Source organism: Bradyrhizobium oligotrophicum S58, from assembly GCF_000344805.1.
GTDB lineage: Bacteria > Pseudomonadota > Alphaproteobacteria > Rhizobiales > Xanthobacteraceae > Bradyrhizobium > Bradyrhizobium oligotrophicum.
The window spans coordinates 4,757,700-4,780,366 of record NC_020453.1; the positions used below are offsets into that span (position 1 = coordinate 4,757,700).

22 protein-coding genes and 1 pseudogene are annotated in these 22,667 nt (G+C 65.6%); 15 read left to right on the forward strand and 8 right to left on the reverse strand.

Going from position 1 to position 22,667, the window contains the following annotated elements:
• The first annotated feature begins 66 nt into the window (after window positions 1–66).
• The 4 genes from rpsF to rplI all read left to right on the forward strand — a co-directional run bounded on the left by rpsF (window position 67) and on the right by rplI (window position 2,504).
• The gene (rpsF, locus tag S58_RS20445) at window positions 67–534 is read left to right on the forward strand and encodes a 30S ribosomal protein S6 (RefSeq protein ID WP_015667273.1); all 468 of its coding nucleotides are present in this window, start codon (window positions 67–69) and stop codon (window positions 532–534) included.
• 5 nt (window positions 535–539) lie between these two features.
• Entirely contained in the window at window positions 540–779 is a 240-nt protein-coding gene (gene rpsR, locus S58_RS20450; protein ID WP_006610961.1) for a 30S ribosomal protein S18, read from the forward strand.
• Between the two features lie 132 nt (window positions 780–911).
• Window positions 912–1,862: a DUF2232 domain-containing protein gene (locus S58_RS20455; RefSeq protein ID WP_015667274.1), complete on the forward strand. Its 951-nt coding sequence runs from the start codon at window positions 912–914 to the stop codon at window positions 1,860–1,862.
• 48 nt (window positions 1,863–1,910) lie between these two features.
• Window positions 1,911–2,504 (forward strand): 50S ribosomal protein L9, encoded by a 594-nt coding sequence (rplI, locus tag S58_RS20460; protein WP_015667275.1) that lies wholly within the window; start codon window positions 1,911–1,913, stop codon window positions 2,502–2,504.
• A gap of 58 nt (window positions 2,505–2,562) precedes the next feature.
• On the opposite strand, the gene S58_RS20465 is transcribed toward rplI, so the two are convergent.
• Together S58_RS20465 and S58_RS39055 are read right to left on the reverse strand one after the other, a co-directional pair.
• Complete coding sequence (locus tag S58_RS20465; RefSeq protein ID WP_015667276.1) at window positions 2,563–3,402, reverse strand: hypothetical protein; 840 nt, start codon at window positions 3,400–3,402, stop codon at window positions 2,563–2,565.
• Between the two features lie 211 nt (window positions 3,403–3,613).
• On the reverse strand, window positions 3,614–4,033 hold the full coding sequence (locus S58_RS39055) for a hypothetical protein (protein ID WP_015667277.1): 420 nt from the start codon (window positions 4,031–4,033) through the stop codon (window positions 3,614–3,616).
• Between S58_RS39055 and S58_RS20470 the strand changes: the two are divergent.
• The 3 genes and pseudogenes from S58_RS20470 to alr all read left to right on the forward strand — a co-directional run bounded on the left by S58_RS20470 (window position 3,965) and on the right by alr (window position 8,464).
• Window positions 3,965–4,967 (forward strand): annotated as a pseudogene (locus tag S58_RS20470) (class I SAM-dependent methyltransferase). The gene S58_RS39055 and the pseudogene S58_RS20470 overlap by 69 nt on opposite strands.
• 743 nt (window positions 4,968–5,710) lie before the next feature.
• Window positions 5,711–7,216, forward strand: a complete 1,506-nt coding sequence (locus S58_RS20475; RefSeq protein ID WP_015667279.1) for a replicative DNA helicase — start codon at window positions 5,711–5,713, stop codon at window positions 7,214–7,216.
• A gap of 45 nt (window positions 7,217–7,261) precedes the next feature.
• Complete coding sequence (alr, locus tag S58_RS20480; RefSeq protein ID WP_015667280.1) at window positions 7,262–8,464, forward strand: alanine racemase; 1,203 nt, start codon at window positions 7,262–7,264, stop codon at window positions 8,462–8,464.
• An 835-nt stretch (window positions 8,465–9,299) separates the two neighbouring features.
• Here the strand turns inward: alr and S58_RS20485 are convergent.
• A complete protein-coding gene (locus S58_RS20485; RefSeq protein ID WP_015667281.1) occupies window positions 9,300–9,503 on the reverse strand; it encodes a hypothetical protein in 204 nt (67 codons plus the stop codon).
• Between the two features lie 566 nt (window positions 9,504–10,069).
• Between S58_RS20485 and S58_RS20500 the strand changes: the two genes are divergently transcribed.
• Window positions 10,070–10,885 (forward strand): hypothetical protein, encoded by an 816-nt coding sequence (locus S58_RS20500; RefSeq protein ID WP_144058357.1) that lies wholly within the window; start codon window positions 10,070–10,072, stop codon window positions 10,883–10,885.
• Window positions 10,886–11,164: 279 nt separating this feature from the next.
• On the opposite strand, the gene S58_RS20505 is transcribed toward S58_RS20500, so the two are convergent.
• A complete protein-coding gene (locus S58_RS20505; protein WP_015667283.1) occupies window positions 11,165–11,398 on the reverse strand; it encodes a cysteine rich repeat-containing protein in 234 nt (77 codons plus the stop codon).
• A 27-nt stretch (window positions 11,399–11,425) separates the two neighbouring features.
• Here S58_RS20505 and S58_RS20510 point away from each other — a divergent pair, with 27 nt between their 5' ends.
• Window positions 11,426–12,196 (forward strand): exodeoxyribonuclease III, encoded by a 771-nt coding sequence (locus S58_RS20510; RefSeq protein ID WP_042340829.1) that lies wholly within the window; start codon window positions 11,426–11,428, stop codon window positions 12,194–12,196.
• A 60-nt stretch (window positions 12,197–12,256) separates the two neighbouring features.
• Here S58_RS20510 and S58_RS20515 read toward each other — a convergent pair whose 3' ends face one another.
• Together S58_RS20515 and S58_RS20520 are read right to left on the reverse strand one after the other, a co-directional pair.
• The gene (locus tag S58_RS20515) at window positions 12,257–12,781 is read right to left on the reverse strand and encodes a hypothetical protein (protein WP_015667285.1); all 525 of its coding nucleotides are present in this window, start codon (window positions 12,779–12,781) and stop codon (window positions 12,257–12,259) included.
• Between the two features lie 166 nt (window positions 12,782–12,947).
• Entirely contained in the window at window positions 12,948–13,673 is a 726-nt protein-coding gene (locus tag S58_RS20520; RefSeq protein ID WP_015667286.1) for an alpha/beta hydrolase, read from the reverse strand.
• A gap of 104 nt (window positions 13,674–13,777) precedes the next feature.
• Here S58_RS20520 and S58_RS20525 point away from each other — a divergent pair, with 104 nt between their 5' ends.
• A complete protein-coding gene (locus S58_RS20525) occupies window positions 13,778–14,764 on the forward strand; it encodes a helix-turn-helix domain-containing protein (RefSeq protein ID WP_015667287.1) in 987 nt (328 codons plus the stop codon).
• Here the strand turns inward: S58_RS20525 and S58_RS20530 are convergent.
• Window positions 14,756–15,055: a hypothetical protein gene (locus S58_RS20530; RefSeq protein WP_015667288.1), complete on the reverse strand. Its 300-nt coding sequence runs from the start codon at window positions 15,053–15,055 to the stop codon at window positions 14,756–14,758. The two genes, S58_RS20525 and S58_RS20530, sit on opposite strands and share 9 nt — an antisense overlap.
• Before the next feature lie 246 nt (window positions 15,056–15,301).
• Here S58_RS20530 and S58_RS20535 point away from each other — a divergent pair, with 246 nt between their 5' ends.
• The 5 genes from S58_RS20535 to S58_RS20555 all read left to right on the forward strand — a co-directional run bounded on the left by S58_RS20535 (window position 15,302) and on the right by S58_RS20555 (window position 20,908).
• Window positions 15,302–16,027 (forward strand): sulfite exporter TauE/SafE family protein, encoded by a 726-nt coding sequence (locus S58_RS20535; protein WP_015667289.1) that lies wholly within the window; start codon window positions 15,302–15,304, stop codon window positions 16,025–16,027.
• A gap of 19 nt (window positions 16,028–16,046) precedes the next feature.
• Window positions 16,047–17,546: a DNA repair protein RadA gene (gene radA / locus S58_RS20540; protein WP_015667290.1), complete on the forward strand. Its 1,500-nt coding sequence runs from the start codon at window positions 16,047–16,049 to the stop codon at window positions 17,544–17,546.
• 175 nt (window positions 17,547–17,721) lie between these two features.
• Window positions 17,722–18,348: a CvpA family protein gene (locus S58_RS20545; RefSeq protein ID WP_015667291.1), complete on the forward strand. Its 627-nt coding sequence runs from the start codon at window positions 17,722–17,724 to the stop codon at window positions 18,346–18,348.
• Window positions 18,349–18,371: 23 nt separating this feature from the next.
• Complete coding sequence (gene purF, locus S58_RS20550) at window positions 18,372–19,895, forward strand: amidophosphoribosyltransferase (protein WP_015667292.1); 1,524 nt, start codon at window positions 18,372–18,374, stop codon at window positions 19,893–19,895.
• Window positions 19,896–20,164: 269 nt separating this feature from the next.
• Window positions 20,165–20,908, forward strand: a complete 744-nt coding sequence (locus tag S58_RS20555) for an SDR family NAD(P)-dependent oxidoreductase (RefSeq protein WP_015667293.1) — start codon at window positions 20,165–20,167, stop codon at window positions 20,906–20,908.
• A gap of 8 nt (window positions 20,909–20,916) precedes the next feature.
• Here the strand turns inward: S58_RS20555 and S58_RS20560 are convergent, their stop codons facing one another.
• Entirely contained in the window at window positions 20,917–22,545 is a 1,629-nt protein-coding gene (locus S58_RS20560; protein ID WP_042340012.1) for a hypothetical protein, read from the reverse strand.
• Window positions 22,546–22,667 lie beyond the last annotated feature (122 nt).

A 22,667-nucleotide genomic window follows, 5' to 3' on the forward strand; every position in this document is an offset into this window, starting at 1 on the left:
GAGTCCTTTCCTTGAGGGCTCGAAGGGCTTGACGCCGGGGTTCGCGCCAACTTGGAAAGGACAGCCATGCCGCTTTACGAGCATGTTTTTCTCGCGCGTCAGGACGCGAGCACCCAGCAGGTGGAAGAACTGACGGCACAGGTGACGGGCATCGTCGAAGGTCTCGGCGGCAAGATCACCAAGACCGAGAATTGGGGCGTTCGCTCCCTCACCTACCGCATGAACAAGAACCGCAAGGCGCACTTCGTGCTGCTCAACATCGACGCGCCGTCCGCGGCGATCGCCGAGATCGAGCGCCAGGAGCGGATCAGCGAAGACGTGATCCGCTACCTCAGCGTCCGCGTCGACGAGCTCGAGGAAGGCCCCTCGGCGATGATGCGCAAGGCCGATCGCGACCGTGAGCGCGACGACCGCGGCGGCGGCTTCCGTGGCGAGCGCGATGGCGGCGGTTTCCGCGGTGATCGTGGCGACCGCGGTGATCGTGGTCCCCCGCGCCGTCCCCGTGACGAAGAAACTGCTGCGGACGAGGAGTAAGATCAATGGCTGAAGCCCCCGCACGTCGTCCGTTCTTCCGCCGCCGCAAGACCTGCCCGTTCACGGGTCCGAATGCGCCGAAGATCGACTACAAGGACTCCAAGCTGCTGATGCGTTACGTATCCGAGCGCGGCAAGATCGTGCCGAGCCGCATCACGGCCGTGTCCGCCAAGAAGCAGCGTGAGCTGGCGCGCGCCATCAAGCGCGCCCGCTTCCTGGGCCTGCTGCCCTACGTCATTCGCTGATTGTCGGCATTGGATCGGCGGCCTCGCGCCGCCGGTTCGTTCTCCTGAGTTTTCATAAGGCTCCCGGGTCATCCGGCTGCCGATGGTTGGGGCGAGTGCGCCTCTAACCGCTCGAAAGGAGCGGGACAGCTGATGATCGGACTGCTTCTCATCGCGCTCGCGGCAGGTGCTGCCTCCGCCGTCATGTTCGCCTCGACGGCGTCGGGCGCGATGATTTCGCTCGTCCTTGCGCTGCTCGCTCCCGTGCCGCTGATGGTCGCCAGCATCGCCTGGGGCCGCATCTGCGCTGCCATCGGCGGCCTCGCAGCAACGGCTTGCGTGCTGGCCATCTTCGGCTTCGAGCGCGGTCTGGTCTTTGCCACTTCGGTGACGTTGCCGGCCTGGTGGCTCGGCCACCTCGTGCTGCTCGGGCGGCCGACCACCGCCCCATCCGGCCCGGACGGCGTCGAATGGTACCCTGCCGGCAACATTCTGCTCTGGATCGCGGTGATCGCCGCGGTGATCGTCGCGTTCTCCTTCGGCACGGACATGTCGGCGACGAATCAGGGCATGAGGCGGCTGTTGACGCGCGTGCTCGCCAACACCGTCACCGCGCCCGACGTCGTCGACATTCCCCGGCTGGTCGAGATGCTGGTCTTCATGGCGCCCCCGATCGCGGCGATGATCATGACGACGATCCTCACGCTCAACCTGCTGACGGCGGCGAAGATCACGGCGATTTCCGGCCGGCTGATGCGCCCCTGGCCGCGCCTGAGGGATACCAAGCTGCCGCTGATGACCATTCCCGCGCTGTTCGCGATCATCGGCTTCTGCTTTCCGGACGGGCTGATCGGCATGCTGGCGCGGATCGCCGCCGCGACGCTCCTGACCGCCTATGCGCTCACCGGCCTTGCGGTTCTCCATACCCTGACCTTGCCGATGAGAACGCGCCCGCTCTGGCTCGGCCTCGCCTACGCCCTGCTGCTCACCTTCATCTGGCCGGTGCCGATGCTGGCGATGATCGCCCTCGGGCTCGCCGACGCCGCCTTCGACCTCCGCCGCCGTTTCGGCCCGCGGCAGCCGCCGCCGTTGCCGGTGCCGTAAGAGATTCACCTCAACCAACCGTATCCGAACATCACAAGGAGAACATCGATGGAAGTCATTCTGCTGGAACGTGTCGCCAAGCTCGGCCAGATGGGCGAGATCGTGAAGGTCAAGGACGGGTTCGCCCGCAACTTCCTGCTGAAGCGCAAGAAGGCGCTGCGGGCCACGGCCGAGAACAAGGCCAAGTATGAGGGCATGAAGGCAGACCTCGAGGCCAACAACATCAAGGCCAAGGGCGAGGCGGCCAAGGTCGCCGAGAAGATCGACGGCCGCGACATCGTCATCATCCGCCAGGCCTCCGAATCCGGCCAGCTGTTCGGCTCGGTCTCGGTCCGTGACATCGTCGTGGCGCTCGCCGCCGACGGCATCACCGTGAGCCGTCCGCAGGTCTGGCTCGACGCGCCGATCAAGGCGATCGGCAAGCAGAAGATCACCATCGCGATCCACCCGGAGGTCGAGACCTCGGTCACCGTGACGATCGCCCGCAGCGCCGACGAAGCCGAGCGCATCAAGCGCGGCGAGGACATCTCGACCCGCCAGGAAGACCGCGACGCGGCCGCCGAGGCGATCGCCGCCGCCGGCGAGTTCTTCGATCCGGAGGCCCAGGACGAGGGCACCGCCGACGAGGCCGCTCAGCAATAAGCGCCCCCGACCACAGGCAGAAAAGCCCGGCTCACCGAGCCGGGCTTTTTTTGTCGTCTCATCGCGACGGTGACGATGGCACCGAAGGATCATCAGCACTGCTCGAGGGCACCGACTGAGTGGTGGTCGGTGCCGGCGTGACCGGCGGAACCGGATCGGAGCGCAGCGCAGGAGCGGCGTCGCTCGATCGCGGCGGGTCGACCCGCGGCGGCTCGGAGCGCGCCGCATTGTCGTCGCGCGACGCCGCAGGCCGGGTCGCGCCGGTCGGCTCGCTGCTCGTGTCCTCCGAGGCCGCGCCCTCCTGGGCCGGCTTCTTGCGCTTGCCGTGTCTGCCCTTCGTTGCCGGCGCCCGGCCTTCGCCTTCCGCGGCCGGAGCCCCGCCATCCCTGGCCTCCGGCGCCGCCTCGGGCTTTGCTTCAGCCGGCGCGGACCGTTCGGATCGCTTGGAATGATGGCCCGAGCGGCGGCGCGGCTCGGACGGATTGGCAGCGTCATCAGCCTGGGCAGGCTTGGCCTCGGACGGCTTGGCCTCGGGCGGCTCGGTCGCGGCCGATCGCGCACGGCGCTCGGACCGCGTCTCCTTGCCGTCCTTCCCGTCTTTGCCGGAATGACCCATGTAGCGGGCATCGGCTGCGCCGTTGGAAACCAGATAGTTGGCGAGCACGTTCGCCATCTCGGGGCTCGTCGTATAATGCTGCCGCAAGAATCCGGGCAGCGAGCTTGCCGACGTGTTCTTGGCAAGACCGCGCGGCGACTTGTGGCAGACCACGCACGTCCCGTTATAGATCTGAGACGGTGACTTGCCCGCGTCGAGATTCTCCTGCGCCGCAGCCCCGCCTGCGAACATCACGCAGAACACGGCCACCGCCGTCGCCAAATTGAGCGCTCGGCCCACCATCCTCATTCTCCAGCTATGGTTTCGCCCACGCGGTGCCGTCTCTGCCCAACACGAGCTGCCGTGTTCCTCGCGACCGGCGGCCGCCTTTTTAGCGAATTGACGAGGGAATGAAAGCGCACAGATGTCCCTGCGCCGAGATGTCCATCGCTCAATCTCATTCGCGAAGTAACCGCTTTGTGTCCCACCGAGTGGCACCGCATATGCCCGCTGACTAACATAGATTGATGACGAATGGGAACCTATCGGTGCTCCACGCGTCGAATGCGACGTCCGGGAAAGTCAGCATCTCACGGGGATAGCTCGTCAGGTGGTGTGGATGGACCGTTTGCTGCGTCGTCTCTTGAGCCGCTTCATCCGTCGTGGATCGATCAGCTTCACGACCGCCGATGGCGCGACGTTCCGCTGCGGAGATGGCACCGGGATGCCGATCGCGGCGAGGTTCCTGACCCATGCGGCCGAGCGCCGGGTCCTGACCAACCCTGAGCTCGCGCTCGGCGAAATCTACATGGACGGCTCCTTCATCGTCCAACAAGGCTCGATTGCCGACCTCCTTGCCGTCGTGATGGACCAGCCCGCAATCGTGCCCGAATGGGCGAAGGCGCAGTGGTGGCTTCGCCGCGTGATCCGTCACCTGCGCCAGCTCAACATCAGGCGGCGCGCGCCAGAACGTCGCCCATCACTACGATCTCGACAGCCGGCTCTACACGCTGTTCCTCGACGCCGACTGGCAATATTCCTGCGCCTATTTCGAGCACGCCGGCGCGACGCTCGAGGACGCCCAGTCTGCCAAGAAGCGCCATGTCGCGGCCAAGCTGCTGATCGACCGCAACGACCGCGTGCTCGACATCGGCTGCGGCTGGGGCGGTCTCGGGCTCTATCTCGCCGAGATCCTCGGCGCCGAGGTCACCGGCGTGACGCTGTCGAGCGAGCAGTTGCAGGTCGCCAATGCCCGGGCCAGGGACAGACATCTCGCAGGCTCTGCTCGCTTCCTGTTGCAGGACTATCGCGACGTGCCCGGCACGTTCGACCGCATCGTCTCGGTCGGCATGTTCGAGCATGTCGGCGTCGCCTTCTACAAAGCCTTCTTCCGCCGCTGCGCCGAGCTGCTCGACGATAACGGCATCATGGTGCTGCATTCGATCGGACGCTCGGACGGACCCGACGCCACCAACCCCTGGATCACCAAATACATCTTTCCGGGCTGCTACCTCCCGGCGCTGTCCGAGGTGTTGCCGGCGATCGAGCAGGCCGGGCTGCTGGTGTGCGACATCGAGATCCTGCGGCTGCATTATGCGGAGACGCTGAAGGCGTGGCGCGAGCGCTTCATGGCCCGCCGCAGGGAGGCCATCCAGCTCTATGACGAGCGCTTCGCGCGGATGTGGGAATTCTATCTTGCGGCGTCGGAGATGGCATTCCGCAAGCAGAACCTGATGAACTTCCAGATCCAGCTGACCAAGCGCCAGGGTATCGTTCCGATGACGCGCGACTACATCCACCGCGAAGAAGCCCGGCTGCGCGGCATCGAACGTCGTACCCGTCCGGCGCTGCGGATGGCCGGCGAGTAGCGCGCGAGGCGGCTGTCGATGCGCCAAACTCGGCCAGCATCGTGCGCCACCACATCCCCTTGCCGTTATGGATCCAGGGTCGGCGCCGCGACGGCGCTCACGGGGCCTCCCGGCTTCCCCGGGGCCACAAGGGAATGTCGAGCGGCGACCGTGCAGGATCCGTCGAGCACTCTTCTTCAGTTCTGCTTCGGCCTCAATCTCAAGCTGATCGGACGACGATCTACATCTCAAACACGAAATGCTGGCCATTCGTCTCAAATTTTCAGACAGAATGTGCAGTCTGTGAACTGGCTCACAGACCCCGGGAGAGTCCGGCCGTAATCTCCCGGCATGTCCCAGAGCCCGACCCGAGCCATGTTGGAACCCAAGACCGACTTCAGCACCGACTACGCGCTGATTGCCGCCGGCGTTGGCGCTTCCATCATCGCCCTGCTCTATCTGCTGCTGGTCTGACGCATCGCGCAGATCCGTCGGCAGCAGCCGCACGCTTCGGCGCGCCGGCTTCTCCTCGCGTCTCGTGACATTATGCCAGCGCGCGGCAGGTCTCGCACCGTGATTGCACCGGAGTTCCGCTCCATGATGCGCGGTCGCGCGCACGCCTGCTCTCGTCAAGCACAGCATCTGGCGAGTCCGGATTCATCCACCAGATTTAGCGGACGGTGAATAGCGGCCAGCTTTTGCTTTCGCTCAGGCCGCGACTGGCGCTTTATCCCCTCCCAATCAAAACTGCTAAACACGCGGTCATGGCACTTACCGATTCGAACGTCCTCAAGCTGGCTCCCGATAATGCGGCGCCGGCCTATCGCAGCGCTCCTCACAACATCGAGGCGGAGCAGGGTCTGCTCGGCGCCATTCTGGTCAACAACGACGCGTTCTACCGCGTGTCGGACTTCCTCGAGCCGAAGCATTTCTTCGAGCCCCTGCATCAGACCGTGTTCGAGACCGCCTCCAGCCTGATCCGCATGGGCAAGGTCGCGACGCCCGTGACCTTGAAGACGTTCCTGCCGGCCGATGTCGACATCGGCGGCATGACGGTCGGCCAGTATCTGGCGCGACTCGCGGCCGAAGCGACCACGATCATCAACGCCCAGGACTATGGCCGCACCATCTACGACCTGTCGTTGCGCCGCGACCTGATCGGCATCGGCGAGGACATGGTCAACGTCGCCTATGACGCGCCGGTCGACTTCGCGCCGCGCAACCAGATCGAGGACGCCGAGCGCAGGCTGTACGAGCTCGCCGAGTCCGGCCGCTATGACGGCGGGTTCCAGAAATTCTCGCAGGCGCTGACGGTCGCGCTCGACATGGCCGCCAAGGCGTTCCAGCGCGACGGCAAGCTGTCCGGCATCTCGACCGGCCTGCGCGACCTCGACGCCAAGATGGGTGGCCTGCAGCATTCCGACTTGATCATCCTCGCCGGCCGTCCCGGCATGGGCAAGACCTCGCTCGCGACCAACATCGCCTACAACGTCGCCCAGGCCTATGTTCCCGAATTGCAGCCCGACGGCACCTACAAGGCCGCCCAGGGCGGCGTGGTCGGGTTCTTCTCGTGCGAAATGAGCGGCGAGCAGCTCGCCACCCGTATCGTTGCCGAGCGCAGCGGCATTCCGTCCAGCATGATCCGCCGCGGCGGCATCACCGAGGCCGATTTCGAGAAGCTGCGCGAGTGCTCGATCGAGCTGCAGTCGCTGCCGTTCTATGTCGACGAAACCGGCGGCATCTCGATCTCGCAGGTGATGGCGCGCGCCCGCCGCCTGAAGCGCCAGAAAGGCCTCGACCTGCTGGTGATCGACTACATCCAGCTGCTCGCCGGCTCCGGCAAGCGCGGCAACGACAACCGCGTCCAGGAAATCACCGAGATCACCACCAGCCTGAAGGCGCTGGCCAAGGAGCTCAGCGTCCCCATCATCGCGCTGTCGCAGCTGTCGCGCCAGGTCGAGAACCGCGAGGACAAGCGGCCGCAGCTGTCCGACCTGCGTGAATCCGGCTCGATCGAGCAGGACGCCGACGTGGTGCTGTTCGTCTTCCGCGGCGAGTATTACCTGGCCGCCAAGGAGCCGCGCCCCGGCACCGAGGAGCACCAGAAGTGGCAGATGGAAATGGATATGGCGCTCGGCAAGGCCGAAGTGATCATCGGCAAGCAGCGCCACGGCCCCACCGGCACGGTCGAGCTGCACTTCGACGCCTCGGTCACCCGCTTCGGCGATCTCGCCCATGACGGCATGGTGCAGCAGAACCACGACTATTGACCGTGTGCGGTTGAACGGCGACGCTGCGGCGCGTAAAAGCGCCACATGAGTGTTCCCGAAAAGAAACCCGCCGAGCAGCCCGCCGCCGAGCCCGCGGTGCCGGCGGTTGACGACAGCCAGGTGCCCGCCTCCGCGACCGGCGTGCTGACCATCGATCTCGATGCGCTCGCCGCCAATTGGCGCAAGCTGGAAAAAACCGCGGTGCCGGCCGAATGCGCCGGGGTCATCAAGGCCGACGCCTATGGCTGCGGCATCCCCCAGGTGGCGCGTACGCTCGCCGCCGCCGGCTGCAAGACCTTCTTCGTCGCAACGCTCGGCGAGGCCAAGGCCGCCCGCGCCGCTTTGCCCGACACGGCCGCACTCTACGTGCTCGACGGCTTCTTCCAGAACACCGGCGACGACTACGCCGCGATCAACTGCCGCCCCGTGATCGGCGATCTCAACGAGCTCGCCGAATGGGACATGTTCTGCCGCCGCACCGGCTGGAAGGGCGGCGCTGCCATTCACGTCGACACCGGCATGAACCGGCTCGGCCTCAGCCCGATCGAGGTTCAGGGCATGATCCCGCGCATCCAGACCGGCGACCACGGCATCACCCTGGTGATGAGCCATCTCGCCTCCGCCGAGCAGATCAACAGCCCCTCGAATGCGCGCCAGCTCGCGGCCTTCCGCGAGGTCGCGAGCGTCTTCACCGGCGTGCCGGCGGCGCTCGCCGCCTCCTCCGGCATCTTCCTCGGCGCCTCGTTCCAATTCGACATGGTCCGCCCCGGCGCCGCGCTCTACGGCGTCAATCCGACACCCGAGGCCGACAACCCGATGCAGCCGGTCGCCGAGATCAAGGCCCGCATCGTGCAGCTGCGCGACCTCGCGCGCGGCGACACGGTCGGCTATGGCGGCACCTGGAGCGCGCGCCGGCCGACGAAGATCGCGATCCTCTCCGCCGGCTATGCCGACGGCTATTTCCGCGCCGCCTCTTCCAACGACGGCACCCGCGGCGCCGACGTCATCATCGCCGGCCAGCGCTGCCCGATCGCCGGGCGCATCTCGATGGACCTGATCGCGGTCGACATCACCGACCTGCCGCCGAAGGCCGCCCGCCGCGGCCACTTCGCCACTTTGCTCGGCGAAGGCATCACCGTCGACGAGCTGGCACATCATTTCGGCACCATCGGCTATGAAGTCCTGACCAATCTGGGACGGCGCTATCACCGGATCTACAAGGGTGGTGCGGCGCCGGCGGAGAGCTGATCGTCTGCAGCGGCAACCAATCGCGGTGTTACTCGCGCTGCTGCCTCCTCGACGTCATTGCGAGCGCAGCGAAGCAACCCAGGGTGGTGTGCGGGACTCTGGATTGCTTCGCTGCGCTCGCAATGACGGGTGGAAAGATATCGGCACATAATTGCGAAGAACCCCGCTGCCGTAGCCCGGATGAGCGTAGCGACATCCGGGGTCCCAGGCGCCGTCTCGGAGAACCCGGATATTGCTGCGCTCATCCGGGCTACGATCGGCGCTGCGCTCGCAATCACGGTGTCCGCACATGCGCCCTCGTTCTCGCGGCTTGAATCGCCCGAGGCTTGCATCTCGATTTCACCCTCTTCGACAACGAGGGCGCAGGGAATGCCGGGTGCTGGCCGCAACCCATGGCCCGCCTGCGAAAAAAATGCAGGCGGCAGGAACCACAGGTCCAGCCGGTCAACCGGCATTCCCTGCGCGATGGCCTTACGTCTTATGCGTACTCTCCCCGGGGATCGGCTGTCTTGCCCCCGTGACCGGCGGTCATCATCACCACCGGCGTAGCATCAGCGTCGAGATGCCAGGACCATACGTTTTCGACGTGCGCCCCGAGCCGTTCGTCCGCACGACATCAAGCCATGCTGCGACCCGAAGCACCCACCGCATCCCACCCCGCGTGTCATGACGATCGCGATACGCCCCTCGTGCCGAGGCGGGACGGAGGGAGAGAACCACATTTTTCGGAAAAACGAAAGATGATTATTTTTCGCGGGGAGACTGGACAGGGTGAGTCGCGTTGAGATGACTGACGAATTCCGCGTTTCGGCGCGCCCGTTGGGCTACGCGCTGGCTACGGTGCCTGGTCATGACGGATGTCGTTGGCGCGCTTCATCTCTCGCGCCAGATCGTCAACGACCTGCGCCAGGGAGCGGCCATCGCCGGCCGTGAGCGACTTTCGTATCTGCCGTGAGCTCCACAGAATCGCAGCAATGAACATGATGAAGGGAAGCCAGGAGACAATCAGGCTTATATACCATGGCACATCATTGGTCATACCCGAATCCTTCCCTACAATGTCTTTGATACGGCCGCCTGATTCAGATCAGCCGCGCGACCGGCTACGATCCTCTATCATTCGCGCGCTTCATCTCATCCGCCAGATCGCCGACGAGCTGCGCCAGCGAGAGACCATCGCGGGCTGTCAGAGACCTCTGAATCCAACGGGTGCTCCATACAACGGCTGAGATGAACATGATCAACGGCAACCAGGCTATGATAAGACTTACGTACCAAGGCACATCGTCATTCACACCCAACCTCCACGCATGGTCTCCGCCTCGGCGGACCGGATCAAGGTTATGATCCAATCATTAAAAAGTAGGCTGGCCGACAACGACAATCTGCACAATGAGCACGCGCAGCTGGGATGTTATACTTTCGGGGAGAGCAAGCGCCACCTAAGGAGAAACAACCGCCTCCACGACGTCATTGCGAGCGAAGCGAAGCAATCCAGAGTCCCGCACACCACCCTGGATTGCTTCGCTTCGCTCGCAATGACGGATTGATGGATATCGGCATACAGTTGCAAAAGCGCCCGCTGCCGCAGCCCGGATGAGCGACTTGTCCGCCGAAGCCCAACGGGCGAAGGCGGAAGCGACACCCGGGATCGCACGCGGCGTCTCGGAGACCCCGGATATCGCTGCGCTCATCCGAGCTACGACCTACGAGATCGGGCCCGATCGAAAGCCGCACGCCGAAATGGCTGCAACCGATCCGATCACGAAGGAAGAGTTTGAAGCAATCGTCGAGCAGATGCTGGTGGCTAACTCCAACGAAAACGGCAATGACGACAATAGGAAATTCAATCCCCCTCCACGCTGCAATGGCAGCCATCGGATCGATGAGCCAATTGCGGGTCTGGAAGATACTGACCTTCGGAGCTGGGAAATGAGTGAAACGTATAAGACACTCACTGACGCGAACGGCCGGTATTTCGATTGGCTCGAGGAACTCTGGGCGATGGAAGCTGAACGGAGTGCGAGAGACGGAGATACCCAGGAGTCGCTCATGCAACCCGTGTCGGAGTTGCAGTTGCCCAGACTCAGCTTCCTCGTCGCGTGCCTGGAAGCGATCAGGGGGAATCCTGATCTGATGAGCAAGATCGCCGACATGGCACGGCTTCATCCGACGCCCGATCAACTGCCGCAAGACGAGTCGTACGAGTTAGCTCATCTCGTTCGGATGTTCTTGACCTGGTTTGAGCTCAAGAGATCGGGGCAGACCCGCTACACGCCGTCGCCTATGAACCCCACGGCTTCGGGCGCTCTCTACGGGATTCTGTACGATCAAGAGCGGGGACACCTGCGGTGCTCAGACGCCGAAGCGATCCGGCAGGAAGTTCTTCCCGGCTTGTTCGTCGACGATTTGAGCAGGTAGCACGAGTTGTCGCTCCGCGGCAGCCGTGAGCGGCGACCAGCAAGCGTAGCCCGGACGAGCGCAGCGACATCCGGGGTCTCAAGACCATCGGAAATTTGCGGCGCGAGCGGCCCCGCATGTCGCTTCCGCCTTCGCCCGTTGGGCTTCGGCGGACAAGTCGCTCATGAAGGCGACAGGCGGCGTTCCCACTCGCGAGGGTTCGTCTTCAACGAGTGAGTGGGCCGGCCGGGGTGCCACTCCCGCTGAACGTCACCCGGATGAGCGCGACGATCCCCGCTTCTATTCCTTCTTCGCGGCGTCCAGCACCTTCTTGCACGCGTCCACGAGCTGGGCATAGTTCCGCATCAGGCAGGCGATGATGCGGCCGCCGCCGGGCAGCGTGTCGCTGCAGAACTTTGCGTAATCGGCCTGGCAGGCGGCGCGCTGCTCGTCGGTCGGCAGCTGCTGCGCACGCGCGGCATCGGCGACACCCAGTGACAGCGTGAACAAAATGGCCATTGCGAGCTTTGACATCAGGCCTTCCCTCGATTGCCCGGCATCATGAAGATCGCGACCTTCAACATCAACAACGTCCGGCGGCGGCTCCCCAACCTGCTGCGCTGGCTGCGCGCGGCCAGGCCCGACATCGTCTGCCTGCAGGAGCTGAAATGCCCGCACGCCGACTTCCCGGCGGACGAGATCGCAAAGGCCGGCTATGGCGCAGTGTGGCAGGGGCAGAAGACCTGGAACGGCGTCGCGATCCTTGCGCGCAAGGCCGAGCCGGTGTTGACGCGCACCGCCTTGCCTGGGGATCCACGGGATCACGACGCCCGCTACATCGAGGCCGCGGTGCGCGGCATCGTCGTCGGCTGTCTCTATCTGCCGAACGGCAATCCGCAGCCGGGGCCGAAGTTCGACCACAAGCTCGCCTGGTTCAAGCGGCTGCACAAGCACGCGGCCAAGTTCATCAAGGATGATCTGCCGGTCGTGCTCGCGGGCGACTACAACGTGGCGCCGACGCCACTGGACATCTACCCGACGAAGTCATGGGACAAGGACGCGCTGATCCAACCGAAGAGCCGCGCCGCCTTCAAGGCGCTGGTCGATCAAGGCTGGTGCGATGCGATCCGCAGCCTGCATCCGGATCAGCCGATGTTCACGTTCTGGGACTACAAGCGCAACCGCTGGCCGCGCGATGCCGGCTTGCGGCTCGATCATCTGCTGCTGAGCCCGCAACTCGCGCCGCGACTGAAGAAGGCCGGCGTCGATCGCGCCATGCGCGGCGAGGACGGCGCCAGCGATCACGCGCCCGCCTGGATCGTGCTGAAATGAGGTCCAGGCCGATTGCCAATCGATCAAACGAAATCAAATCACGCGAGCATGACGATCTCGTCAGCCGCGATCCGGCCAGATCTGCTCCAGCGTGGTCGAGCGCTCCGGCAGCCCCTCGGTCAGCATGGCCGTGCCGCCGCAGACCGGCAGATGCACCACGAGGCTCGCCGCATCGGGGACATCAGGCCGCGGCGTCACGTTCCACAGCATGATCTCCTGGCGCGTCCGCCGGATCTCCTTGAACTCGTAGCTGAAGGTCTCCGAGCCGCGCGGATATTCGCGCCAGACATTGCCTTCCTTGCGGAAGCTGCTCTGCGTGCCGCCGAAGCGATCGGCGTAGGACAAACAGGCGGGCAGGTTCAGCGTGTCGAGCACGGCCGCGCCGATGTTCGACGCGGCGGGGATGACGCTGTTCACCGCGCCGATCGCCGCGAACACCGTCGTCAGCGCGCCGGCCGCCATCGCGAGCCAGCCGGTCTTGGATACGCCCGGCTTCGCGCCGATGGCCTCGTTGGCAAGAACCTTGGATGCAAGAACCTTAGATGCAAGAACCTTGGACGACGACGTCAGATGTAGCTGGGCCATGACTGCGTTCTCCGATGTTTCCGCAGGGGATTGCTGACCAACCGGGTCCGTTCATCGGAGATTAATCTTGCAGGTCCAGCCCGCCGCGAATGTGAGGCGGATCACAACCAGGAATTTTCATCCGTCGCCACCACACGGCCAACTAACGGTCAGCGATGCTGCCCTGTCAGTCCCTCCCCGCATCCATGATCGCCTGCGCGAGCCGCACCGGATCGGAGAAGCAGAGCTCGTGACTGCCGGGCACCTGGACCAGCCGGAACAGGCCAAGCTTGCTCGACAGCCGCGGATGCCACGGCAGGCTGTGCGGCAGCGCCGTGTCCTCGGTGCAGTTGATGTAGGATTTTGCGATGGTCATCTCGGCCGGATTGGTGCCCAGCTTGATCGCATCCGTGAAGGTCTTGTTCGGGTGCGGATTGAGCAGCTCATAGCTGCGCGTCGCGGTGGCGAGATCGGCATCGTTGATGAAGACCTCGCGCCAGATCGGAAATGGCAGCACCACCGAGCCGTCGCCGCGCTCGGCGCTGACCGCGTCGAACAGCGCGACGTAGTGCGGCGGCACCATGTCGTTCAGGCACTCGCCGTCGTTGGGCACGAACGCATTCCAGTAGATCAGCCTGCGGATGCGGGCCGGGATACGATCGGCGACACCGGTGATGACCATGCCGCCATAGGAGTGCCCCATCAGCACGGCGTCGGTGATGTCGTGCTCGGTGAAGTAGTCGCAGATCGACTGGATGGCCTCGGCGAGGCCGGTGGTCTTGACATCGCCGGGCCGGTTGCCGCGGATGGTCGGCAGATGCACGATGTGCCCCGCCGCGCGGATGGGCGCCGCGACCGGCTCGAGCTCGGCGCCGGTGTGCCAGGCGCCGTGGACCAGGACGTAGGTTGACATGATGGAGTTCCTTTGCACTGTTGATGGCGGTGCAAGGAATGATGGCCGGACGGCGCCCGCCGCGCTTGGCTGCAACTGAACCCAATTGGTCTCGGAGTGAACCGATGCCGGGCGCGGAGCCGGAACGCCTGCGAAGCTGGAATACGGCGGCGGTGCGTCCGGCCGAGCAGTTCTCGTACTACCGCGAGGCGATCTGCCAGGCCTTCATGAATCTCACGCCGGAGCCGGCGCGCGGCATCGGATTTCCGGCCGACGTGCAGAGCGTCGGCGTCGGTGGCGGCGTGATCAACCGCGTCACCTTTCCCGAGCACATCGTGCGCCGCTCGTGTGCCGATATCGCGGCGTCGAGCCAGCGCTGCTTCTACCTCAATCTCAAGCTCGCCGGCCGCTGCACCATCCTGCAGGACGACCACGAGGTCAGCCTGTCGTCCGGGCAGGTCGGCATCTTCGACAGCGACCGCACCTTCAGGCTGCAGCATGACCGCGGACCCGCGCTCGGTGTGATCTCGTTCCGGGTGCCGGCGGAGGCGCTGCTCAGCCGCCTGCCCGCCATTGCGAACGTCGCGCCGGCCCGCGTCTCCGATGATCCCACCGTGGGATCGCTGATCGTCGAGACCGCGCGGTCGCTCAACGCAAACGCGTTGCGCCTGTCGGCTGATGATGCGACCGCCTTGTTCGGCGTGCTGCTCGATCTGGTCGCGCTGAGCCTGTCGGGCAGCCACGGCAAGGAGACGCGGGCCGCCGCCTCCTTTGCCGATGCCACCGCGCTGGCGCTGCGCCGCGCCATCCACGAGCGGCTGCGTGAGCCTGGCCTGACGGTCGCGACCATCGCATCCACGGTCGGGATCAGCGAGCGCTACGTGCACAAGCTGCTGGCCCGTGCCGGCACCAGTTTTTCCGAGCTGGTCATGGAGCGACGGCTCGACGGCGTCGCGCGCGATCTGCGCGATCCCGGCTCGGCCGGCCGCGACATCGGCGCCATCGCCTTCGACTGGGGCTTCTCGGATCTGTCGCACTTCTCCCGCCGCTTCAAGCAGCGCTTCGGCATGCGCCCGCGCGACTGGCGGGCGGCCGGGACCGGCTCAGACTGACAGACGCCTGGCGTTTGCGGCGACGTGCTCGCGATAGCGATCGACGATGGACGCTGGCGACGCGCCGGCCATGAGCTTCGCGGTGGCCTCGAGCGCGGCGACGACCTTCTCGGTCACCATCAGCTCGGCCTCCTCGTTCGCGTCGGTCTCGCAACGGGCGAATTTCTCCAGCCGCAGCCGGATCACCTCGCTCGCCTCGACCACGAGCAGTGCGCTCGCAAGCCATGGGAAGCTGTCCGCAAGATGCGGTTGGCCGTCCTCAGCGGAAGATGTCTGTTCACTGACCGTCATGTCGTGCGGGCTCCTGAAACCGACACCACGAATACCCTTCAAATTCTAATGATGATGACGCAGGATCACCGTCCTTTTCGATTCCATCCGAACCACCGGTTAACCACACGACGCAGCTATCACCTCCGTCATTGCGAGGAGCGAAGCGACGAAGCAATCCAGGGCCGCGCGCGTCGCCCTGGATTGCTTCGCTGCGCTCGCAATGACGGATGGAAAGATCTCGTCCGCGTCGCGGGAGATGACATTTTGGGCTTCCTGTTCGTGCTCGCGGTCGGCCTCGTCGCCGGCACGTTGTCCGGCATCGTCGGCACCGGCTCGTCGATCATGCTGATGCCGGTACTCGTCTATGAGTATGGGCCGAAGGAGGCTGTGCCGATCATGGCGGTGGCCGCCGTGATGGCGAACCTGTCGCGCATCCTGGCGTGGTGGCGCGAGGTCGACTGGCGCGCTTGTGCGGCCTATTCGGTCACGGGCATTCCGGCGGCCGCGCTCGGCGCGCGCACGCTGCTGGTGCTACCGTCGCATACGGTGGACATCACCATCGGACTGTTCCTGATCGCGATGGTGCCGCTGCGCCACGTGCTGGCGCGGTATCACCTCAAGGCCAACCTCTGGCACCTCGCGCTCGGTGGTGCGGTGATCGGATTTCTGACCGGCATCGTGGTCTCGACCGGGCCGCTGAGCGTGCCGCTGTTCCTGTTCTATGGGCTGTCGAAGGGCGCCTTCCTCGCCACCGAGGCCGCGAGCTCGCTCGGGCTCTATGTCTCGAAATCCATCACCTTCCAGCGCTTCGGCGCGCTGACGCCGGACATCCTGCTCAAGGGCCTGATCGCCGGCGGCTCGCTGATGGCCGGTGCGTTCGTCGCCAAGCGCTTCGTGCTGCACATGAAGCCAGACGTGTTCCGCGTGGTGATGGATGGCATCATGCTGGCCGCGGGCCTAAGTATGTTATGGAACGCCACCCACTCCTGACCGCATCGATTCTCCTGACATGGCCAAGACCACGCTCTCCTTCGTCTGCCAGAATTGCGGCGCGGCCTATTCGCGCTGGCAGGGCAAGTGCGAGGCCTGCGGCGAGTGGAACACGCTGGCGGAGGAAGACACCACGGGCGCGACCTCGGCGCCGGTGTCGCTGCGCTCCAAGCGCAAGGGCCGCACCTTCCAGCTGGAATCGCTGACCGGCAAGAGCATCGACGCGCCGCGGCTGTCGTCGGGGATGACCGAGCTCGACCGCGTCACCGGCGGCGGTTTCGTCCGCGGCTCGGTGCTGCTGGTCGGCGGCGATCCCGGCATCGGCAAATCGACGCTCCTGACCCAGGCGACCTCGATGATGGCACGCGCCGGCCACCGCGCGGTCTACATCTCCGGCGAGGAAGCCGTGGCGCAGGTGCGGCTGCGCGCCGAGCGCCTCGGGCTTGCCGATGCCCCGGTGCAGCTGGCGGCTGAGACCTCGGTCGAGGACATCATCTCGACCCTGTCGGAAGGGACCGTGCCGCGGCTGATCGTGATCGATTCGATCCAGACGATGTGGACCGATACGGTCGAATCGGCGCCGGGCACGGTCACCCAGGTGCGCGCGTCGGCGCAGAAGCTCATTCGCTTCGCCAAGAAATCCGGCGCCGCAATCATCCTGGTCGGCCATGTGACCAAGGACGGCCAGATCGCGGGGCCGCGCGTGGTCGAGCACATGGTCGATGCGGTGCTGTCGTTCGAGGGCGAGGGATCGCAGCAGTTCCGCATCCTGCGCGCGGTCAAGAACCGCTTCGGTCCGACCGACGAGATCGGCGTGTTCGAAATGACCGGATTGGGTCTGCGCGAGGTCACCAACCCCTCGGAGCTGTTCCTGTCGGAGCGCGATCTCGGCAGCCCCGGCACGGCGGTGTTTGCCGGCATCGAGGGCACGCGGCCCGTATTGGTCGAAATCCAGGCCCTGGTGGCACCGACCTCGCTGGGCACACCGCGCCGGGCCGTGGTCGGCTGGGATCCGAGCCGGCTGTCGATGGTGCTGGCGGTGCTGGAGGCGCATTGCGGCGTCAAGCTGTCGGGCCATGACGTCTATCTCAACGTCGCCGGCGGCCTGCGCATCAACGAGCCGGCGGCGGATCTCGCCGCGGCCGCAGCCCTGGTCTCCTCGCTGGTCAATGCGCCGCTGCCGCCGGATGCGGTCTATTTCGGCGAAATCTCGCTGTCGGGCGCGGTTCGCCCGGTGGCGCAGACCTCGGCGCGGCTGAAGGAAGCCGTCAAACTCGGCTTTGGCCGCGTGGTGCTGCCGGAACGGGCCCGCGGCGAGGCCGGCGGCGAGGCCGGGCTCAGTCTCAATACCGTCGGCGGACTCACCAGCCTGGTGGCCGACATTGCCGCACGCGGCACGCCCCGTGCCCGCCATGATACAACCCGGCAGGACGATGATGGCGGCGACCAGGGCCGCCGTGGACCGCGCCCTGCCGAAAAAAATGCCACACCAGCGAGATTCCGCCGCCAGGACGGCTAGGCGGACCGTGACGTTCGCGTGACTCGCCGCTATACAACGCCGCAACCGGGCCCGCGCACGGGATCGTGCCGCATCCGGACTTGCCGGGGAACCTCGCTCTCCTCCATCTGGAGGATCGCTGCTCCCCGTCGATTCGAAGCGAACCTTGGACCAGTGAAGCGGACCTGATCAGCCGATGCCGATAACGATCCTCGATCTCATCCTGCTCGGTGTCATGCTGGTGTCTGGGCTGCTCGCGATGGTCCGCGGCTTCATGCGCGAGGTGCTGTCGATCGCAGCCTGGGGCGCGGCCGCCCTGGTCACGCTTTATTCATTCTCCAAGCTGCTGCCGACCGCAAAGACCTATTTCAACAATGATACCGTCGCGAGCGTCGTCGTCGTCGCCGGTACTTTCGTGGGCACCCTGCTAATCGTCTCGGTGATCACGGTCAAAATCTCCGACATGATCCTCGATTCGCGCATCGGCGCGCTCGACCGCACCCTCGGCTTCCTGTTCGGGCTCGGCCGGGGCCTCCTGATCGTGGTGGTCGCCTTCCTGTTCTTCAGCTGGCTGGTGCCGGACAAGCAGCGTCCGGACTGGGTCACCTCCGCCAAGTCCCGCGTCGTCCTGCAGGGAACCGGGGATTGGCTGATGTCGCTCTTGCCTGATGATCCCGAGAACACCATTTTAAAGAAATTCAAGAAGAACAAGCCGGACGACGACCAGACTGACACCGAGTCGCCCGGAGTGGGCGGCGATGGGTACAGCAAGCCTGCCCGCGACAGCTTGAAGAAGCTGATCGAGAAACCCGCGGCCAAGTGAGCCAAGCCCAGAAGAGAGGCGCGATGGACCAGCACCACGATTCTTCCGGCGAAGCCCAAACAGCGGATCTGGACTTCGGACCTCAAGCCTATCTCAGAGACGACGACCTGGACGGAGACACGCTGCGCGAAGAGTGCGGCGTGTTTGGCATTTATGGGCACAATGATGCCTCCGCGATCACCGCGCTCGGCCTGCATGCGCTCCAGCATCGCGGCCAGGAAGCGGCCGGCATCGTCTCCTATGACGGCTCGCGCTTTCACAGCGAACGCCGCCTCGGCCTGGTCGGCGACACCTTCTCCCGCCGCGAGGTGATCGAGCGGCTGCCCGGCAACGCCGCCGTCGGCCATGTGCGCTACGCCACGACAGGCGCGACCATCCTGCGCAACGTGCAGCCGCTGTTCGCCGAATTGAATGCCGGCGGCTTCGCGGTCGGCCACAACGGCAACCTCACCAACGGCCTCACTTTGCGCCGCGAGCTGGTGCGGGCCGGCGCCATCATGCAGTCGACCACCGACACCGAGGTCATCCTGCATCTGGTCGCGCATTCTCGCCGCAGCAACTTCATCGACCGCTTCATCGAGGCACTGCGCGCGCTCGAGGGCGCCTACTCGCTGGTCTGTCTCACCAACAAGAAGCTGATCGGCGCCCGCGATCCCCTCGGTATCCGGCCGCTGGTCTATGGCGAGCTCGAAGGCTGCCCGATCCTGGCCTCGGAGACCTGCGCGCTCGACATGATCGGCGCGCGCTACATCCGCGACATCGAGCCCGGCGAGGTCATCGTCTTCGACGAGCAGGGCGTGCACAGCCACAAGCCGTTCCCGCCCAAGCCGGCGCGCCCCTGCGTGTTCGAATACATCTACTTCGCCCGCCCCGACTCCGTCGTCGGCGGCCGCTCGGTCTACGAGGTGCGCAAGGCGTTTGGCGCGCAGCTCGCGCGCGAGAGCCATCCCGATGTCGATGTCGTCGTGCCGGTGCCCGACTCCGGCGTGCCGGCCGCGATCGGCTACAGCCAGCATTCCGGCGTGCCGTTCGAGCTCGGCATCATCCGCAACCACTATGTCGGCCGCACCTTCATCCAGCCGACCCAGGCGATCCGCGAATCCGGCGTGCGCATGAAGCACTCGGCCAATCGCGCCGCGATCGAAGGCAAGCGCATCATCCTGATCGACGATTCGCTGGTGCGCGGCACCACCTCGCGCAAGATCGTGCGCATGATGCGCGACGCCGGCGCCACCGAGGTGCACTTCCGCCTGGCTTCGCCGCCGATCCTCTACCCCGACTACTACGGCATCGACCTGCCGGATCGCGGCGGCCTGCTGGCGGCGACGCATTCGCTCGAGGAGATGCGCGAGCTGATCGGCGCGGATTCGCTGGCGTTCCTGTCGATCGACGGCATGTACCGCGCGATGGGCGAGCCGGCCCGCGACCCCGCCGCGCCGAAATATGCCGACCACTGCTTCACCGGCAGCTATCCCACCCACCTCACCGACCAGTCGCTGGTCGAGCCAACCCAGCACCAGCTCTCGCTGCTGGCCGAGGCGAGCTGAGGCGGAATCCGAGACAGGCCGTAGCCCGGATGAGCGACAGCGTGCGCCCGCAAGGGCGCAGGCGTCCGCTCATCCGGGCTACGATCCTGTTCATGATAGCCCTGCATGGGCCTCCGGGCCCCTCCTGGGGCATGCAGGACTAGCCACGACCATCCAACTCCATCATAACGGCCGCGAATTATGGGTCCCGCCGCCGGGCGCGCACCGGACAACGCTTCGCGTTGCCGGGAAAGCGCAAGGCCGGGACGACGTCTGAGAGATTTGCGGCCATGACCCTTCCCCTCGCCTCCCGTATCGCCCTGATCACCGGCGCCTCGCGCGGCATCGGCTATGCGACCGCGCGCGCGCTCGCCCGTGCCGGTGCCCATGTCGTTGCCGTCGCCCGCACCCAAGGCGGGCTCGAGGAGCTCGACGACGAGATCCGAAAAGAGACCGGCAGCGGCGCGACCCTGGTGCCACTCAGCATGACCGACACCGACGGCATTGCCCGGCTCGGCGCCGCGCTGCACGAGCGCCATGGCAAGCTCGACATCCTCGTCGGCAACGCCGCCGTGCCCGGCCCGTCCTCGCCGCTCGGCCATATCGACCTGAAGCCCTGGAACGACGCGGTCGCGGTCAACCTCACCGCCAACTTCCAGCTGATCCGCTGCATGGAGCCGCTGCTGAAGGTCTCCGACGCCGGCCGCGCGCTGTTCCTGACCTCGGGCGCCGCCACCAAGGCCCCGGCCTATCTCGGCCCCTATGCCGCGACCAAGGCGGCAATGGAGACCCTGGCCCGCGTCTGGGCACACGAGACCGAGCGCACGCCGCTGCGCGTGAATCTGTTCAGCCCCGGCCCGATCCGCACCCGCATGCGCGCCACGGTGTTTCCGGGCGAAGACCCTGACACGCTCGACACCCCCGAGCAGGTCGCCGAATTCATCGTGCCGATGTGCGCGCCCGCCTGGACCGAAACCGGCAAGCTCTACGACTACAAGACCCGCACCCTGAAGAGTTTTCAGCCGCCGGCCTGAGCCGGTCGCTACTTCGCGCTGTCCGCGATCGCCAAGCCAATGGCTGCAAGCTCGTCGATCTGGCGCTCGACCTCGGTCTGGCGATCGGCAAGCTGGACGGCGACGACAGGCGAGATCGGCGTCATCTTCTCGACCAGAAGATCGATGGCGCCGGGGTCATTGACGCCGAGCCGGTCCACGATCCCGAGCATGGCGCGTGGATCGCCATTCCCGTCGATGCGCCACGTCAGCTCGGCGGCAAGGCTGACGTCGTTTGCGTCCAGCGGCGTCTGACGCTCCCTGACCAGCTTCATCACCTCGTCAAGCTCGCGACGGGCTTCTTTCTCGTTGTCGACCTGAAACCAGGCATTGGCCGCCTGCAGCAGGAGACTGACGTCCTGCGCCGCGCGCGCCTGCTGCAGCAGCGCCTCGATCGCCGGAGCGGCCACCGGTCCATGGCCGTCGTCGATGGCGCGACGGACCACATAGGATGTCGCGCTGCGGATCTCTGCCTCGCTGCCTATCTTGGCTGCGACGTCGAGCGCGCCCTCGATGTCACCCCGGCCGGCGCGAGCGAGCGCCAGATTGTTCAGGGCCGCCTGATGCGCCCACTGCTGCTTGGGATCGCCGACGGGCGACGCGAGCGCCGATAACAGCGCCTCCCGATCGAACCTTGTCGCAATATCATTGCGGCCGAGGCGGACGTATTCCTCGGCAGCGATGCTCTGCAGTCGGCTGCGATCCGAAGCGCTGCTGGTCATGTGAGTTGCCTCGTCCACCTCCTTATCGCGCGCGAGTCCGGCCAGCACCGGAATGAGCGGCATGAGAATATTGTTTCGTTTGGTCTCGTCCCTTCCGTTCAGCCATTGCCGCCAAGGCTCAACCAGCCTGGCCGCCAGCTTCGCCGTTCCCGCGGTCCGCAGCACACGCGCCAGCCGAATCACCGGCTCGGAGCGGTCCGCATCGTTTCCAGCGAGACGCGTCGCGGCCCGTTCCGCGGCACGCGCCAGATCGGCCTGATCCCCGCGGCTGCTCGCATCCTCGATCAGTTGCTGCCATGCATAGGCTTCGTTGGCGCGCTCGGCCTCTCGCCATGCGAGATCGCGCAGGCTCACGGCCACTGGGTATTTATTCGCGATGTCCAACAGCTCGCTGACGGATGATACGCCGGGGCGGCTCAGCAGACGCGCCGCGCGATCGATCTGGCCCAGCCGGGCTCGGAGACGACCGGCCTCTTGAATCAGATTCGCATAGTCGTCACGGGTTTCGGGTTGCGCGGAGGCCAGCGCGCGTTCAACCTCGTCGACGATCTTGGTTGCGCGTGCCGTCTGGCCTTTGTCCAGAAGTTGCGTGGCTACAGCAAGCAGGCCGCCCAGACGTTCCACCGCTTCCGTTCGCTCGTTTGCGACTTGGATCGCCCGATCGAAGCGGCCTGCCCGTGCGATCCAGTCGATATCCTCCCAGGGAGGCGGGTCGGCCGGATCGGAATGCACATAGTCGAGCGCGAGCTTGACATCGCTCAATGCCAGTTCCTGCTCGGCAAAAGCGACATGCCGGCGAAAATAGCTGTCGTCGGGCAGCGTTTTCGCGAACTTGAAGATCGCCGAGGCCAGACATTTGGGTGTCGGTGCCGCGCCACAATCGATGGGCTGGCTCATGGCCGCTACTGACATGCTCGAGCACAACGCCATGGCCGCAAGGCCGCACAACCACCGGAGCATGCCACTCACCTCCTCTGCAACGTGCGGAATTCATACCGCAGCGGCACGGGCCGGACAAC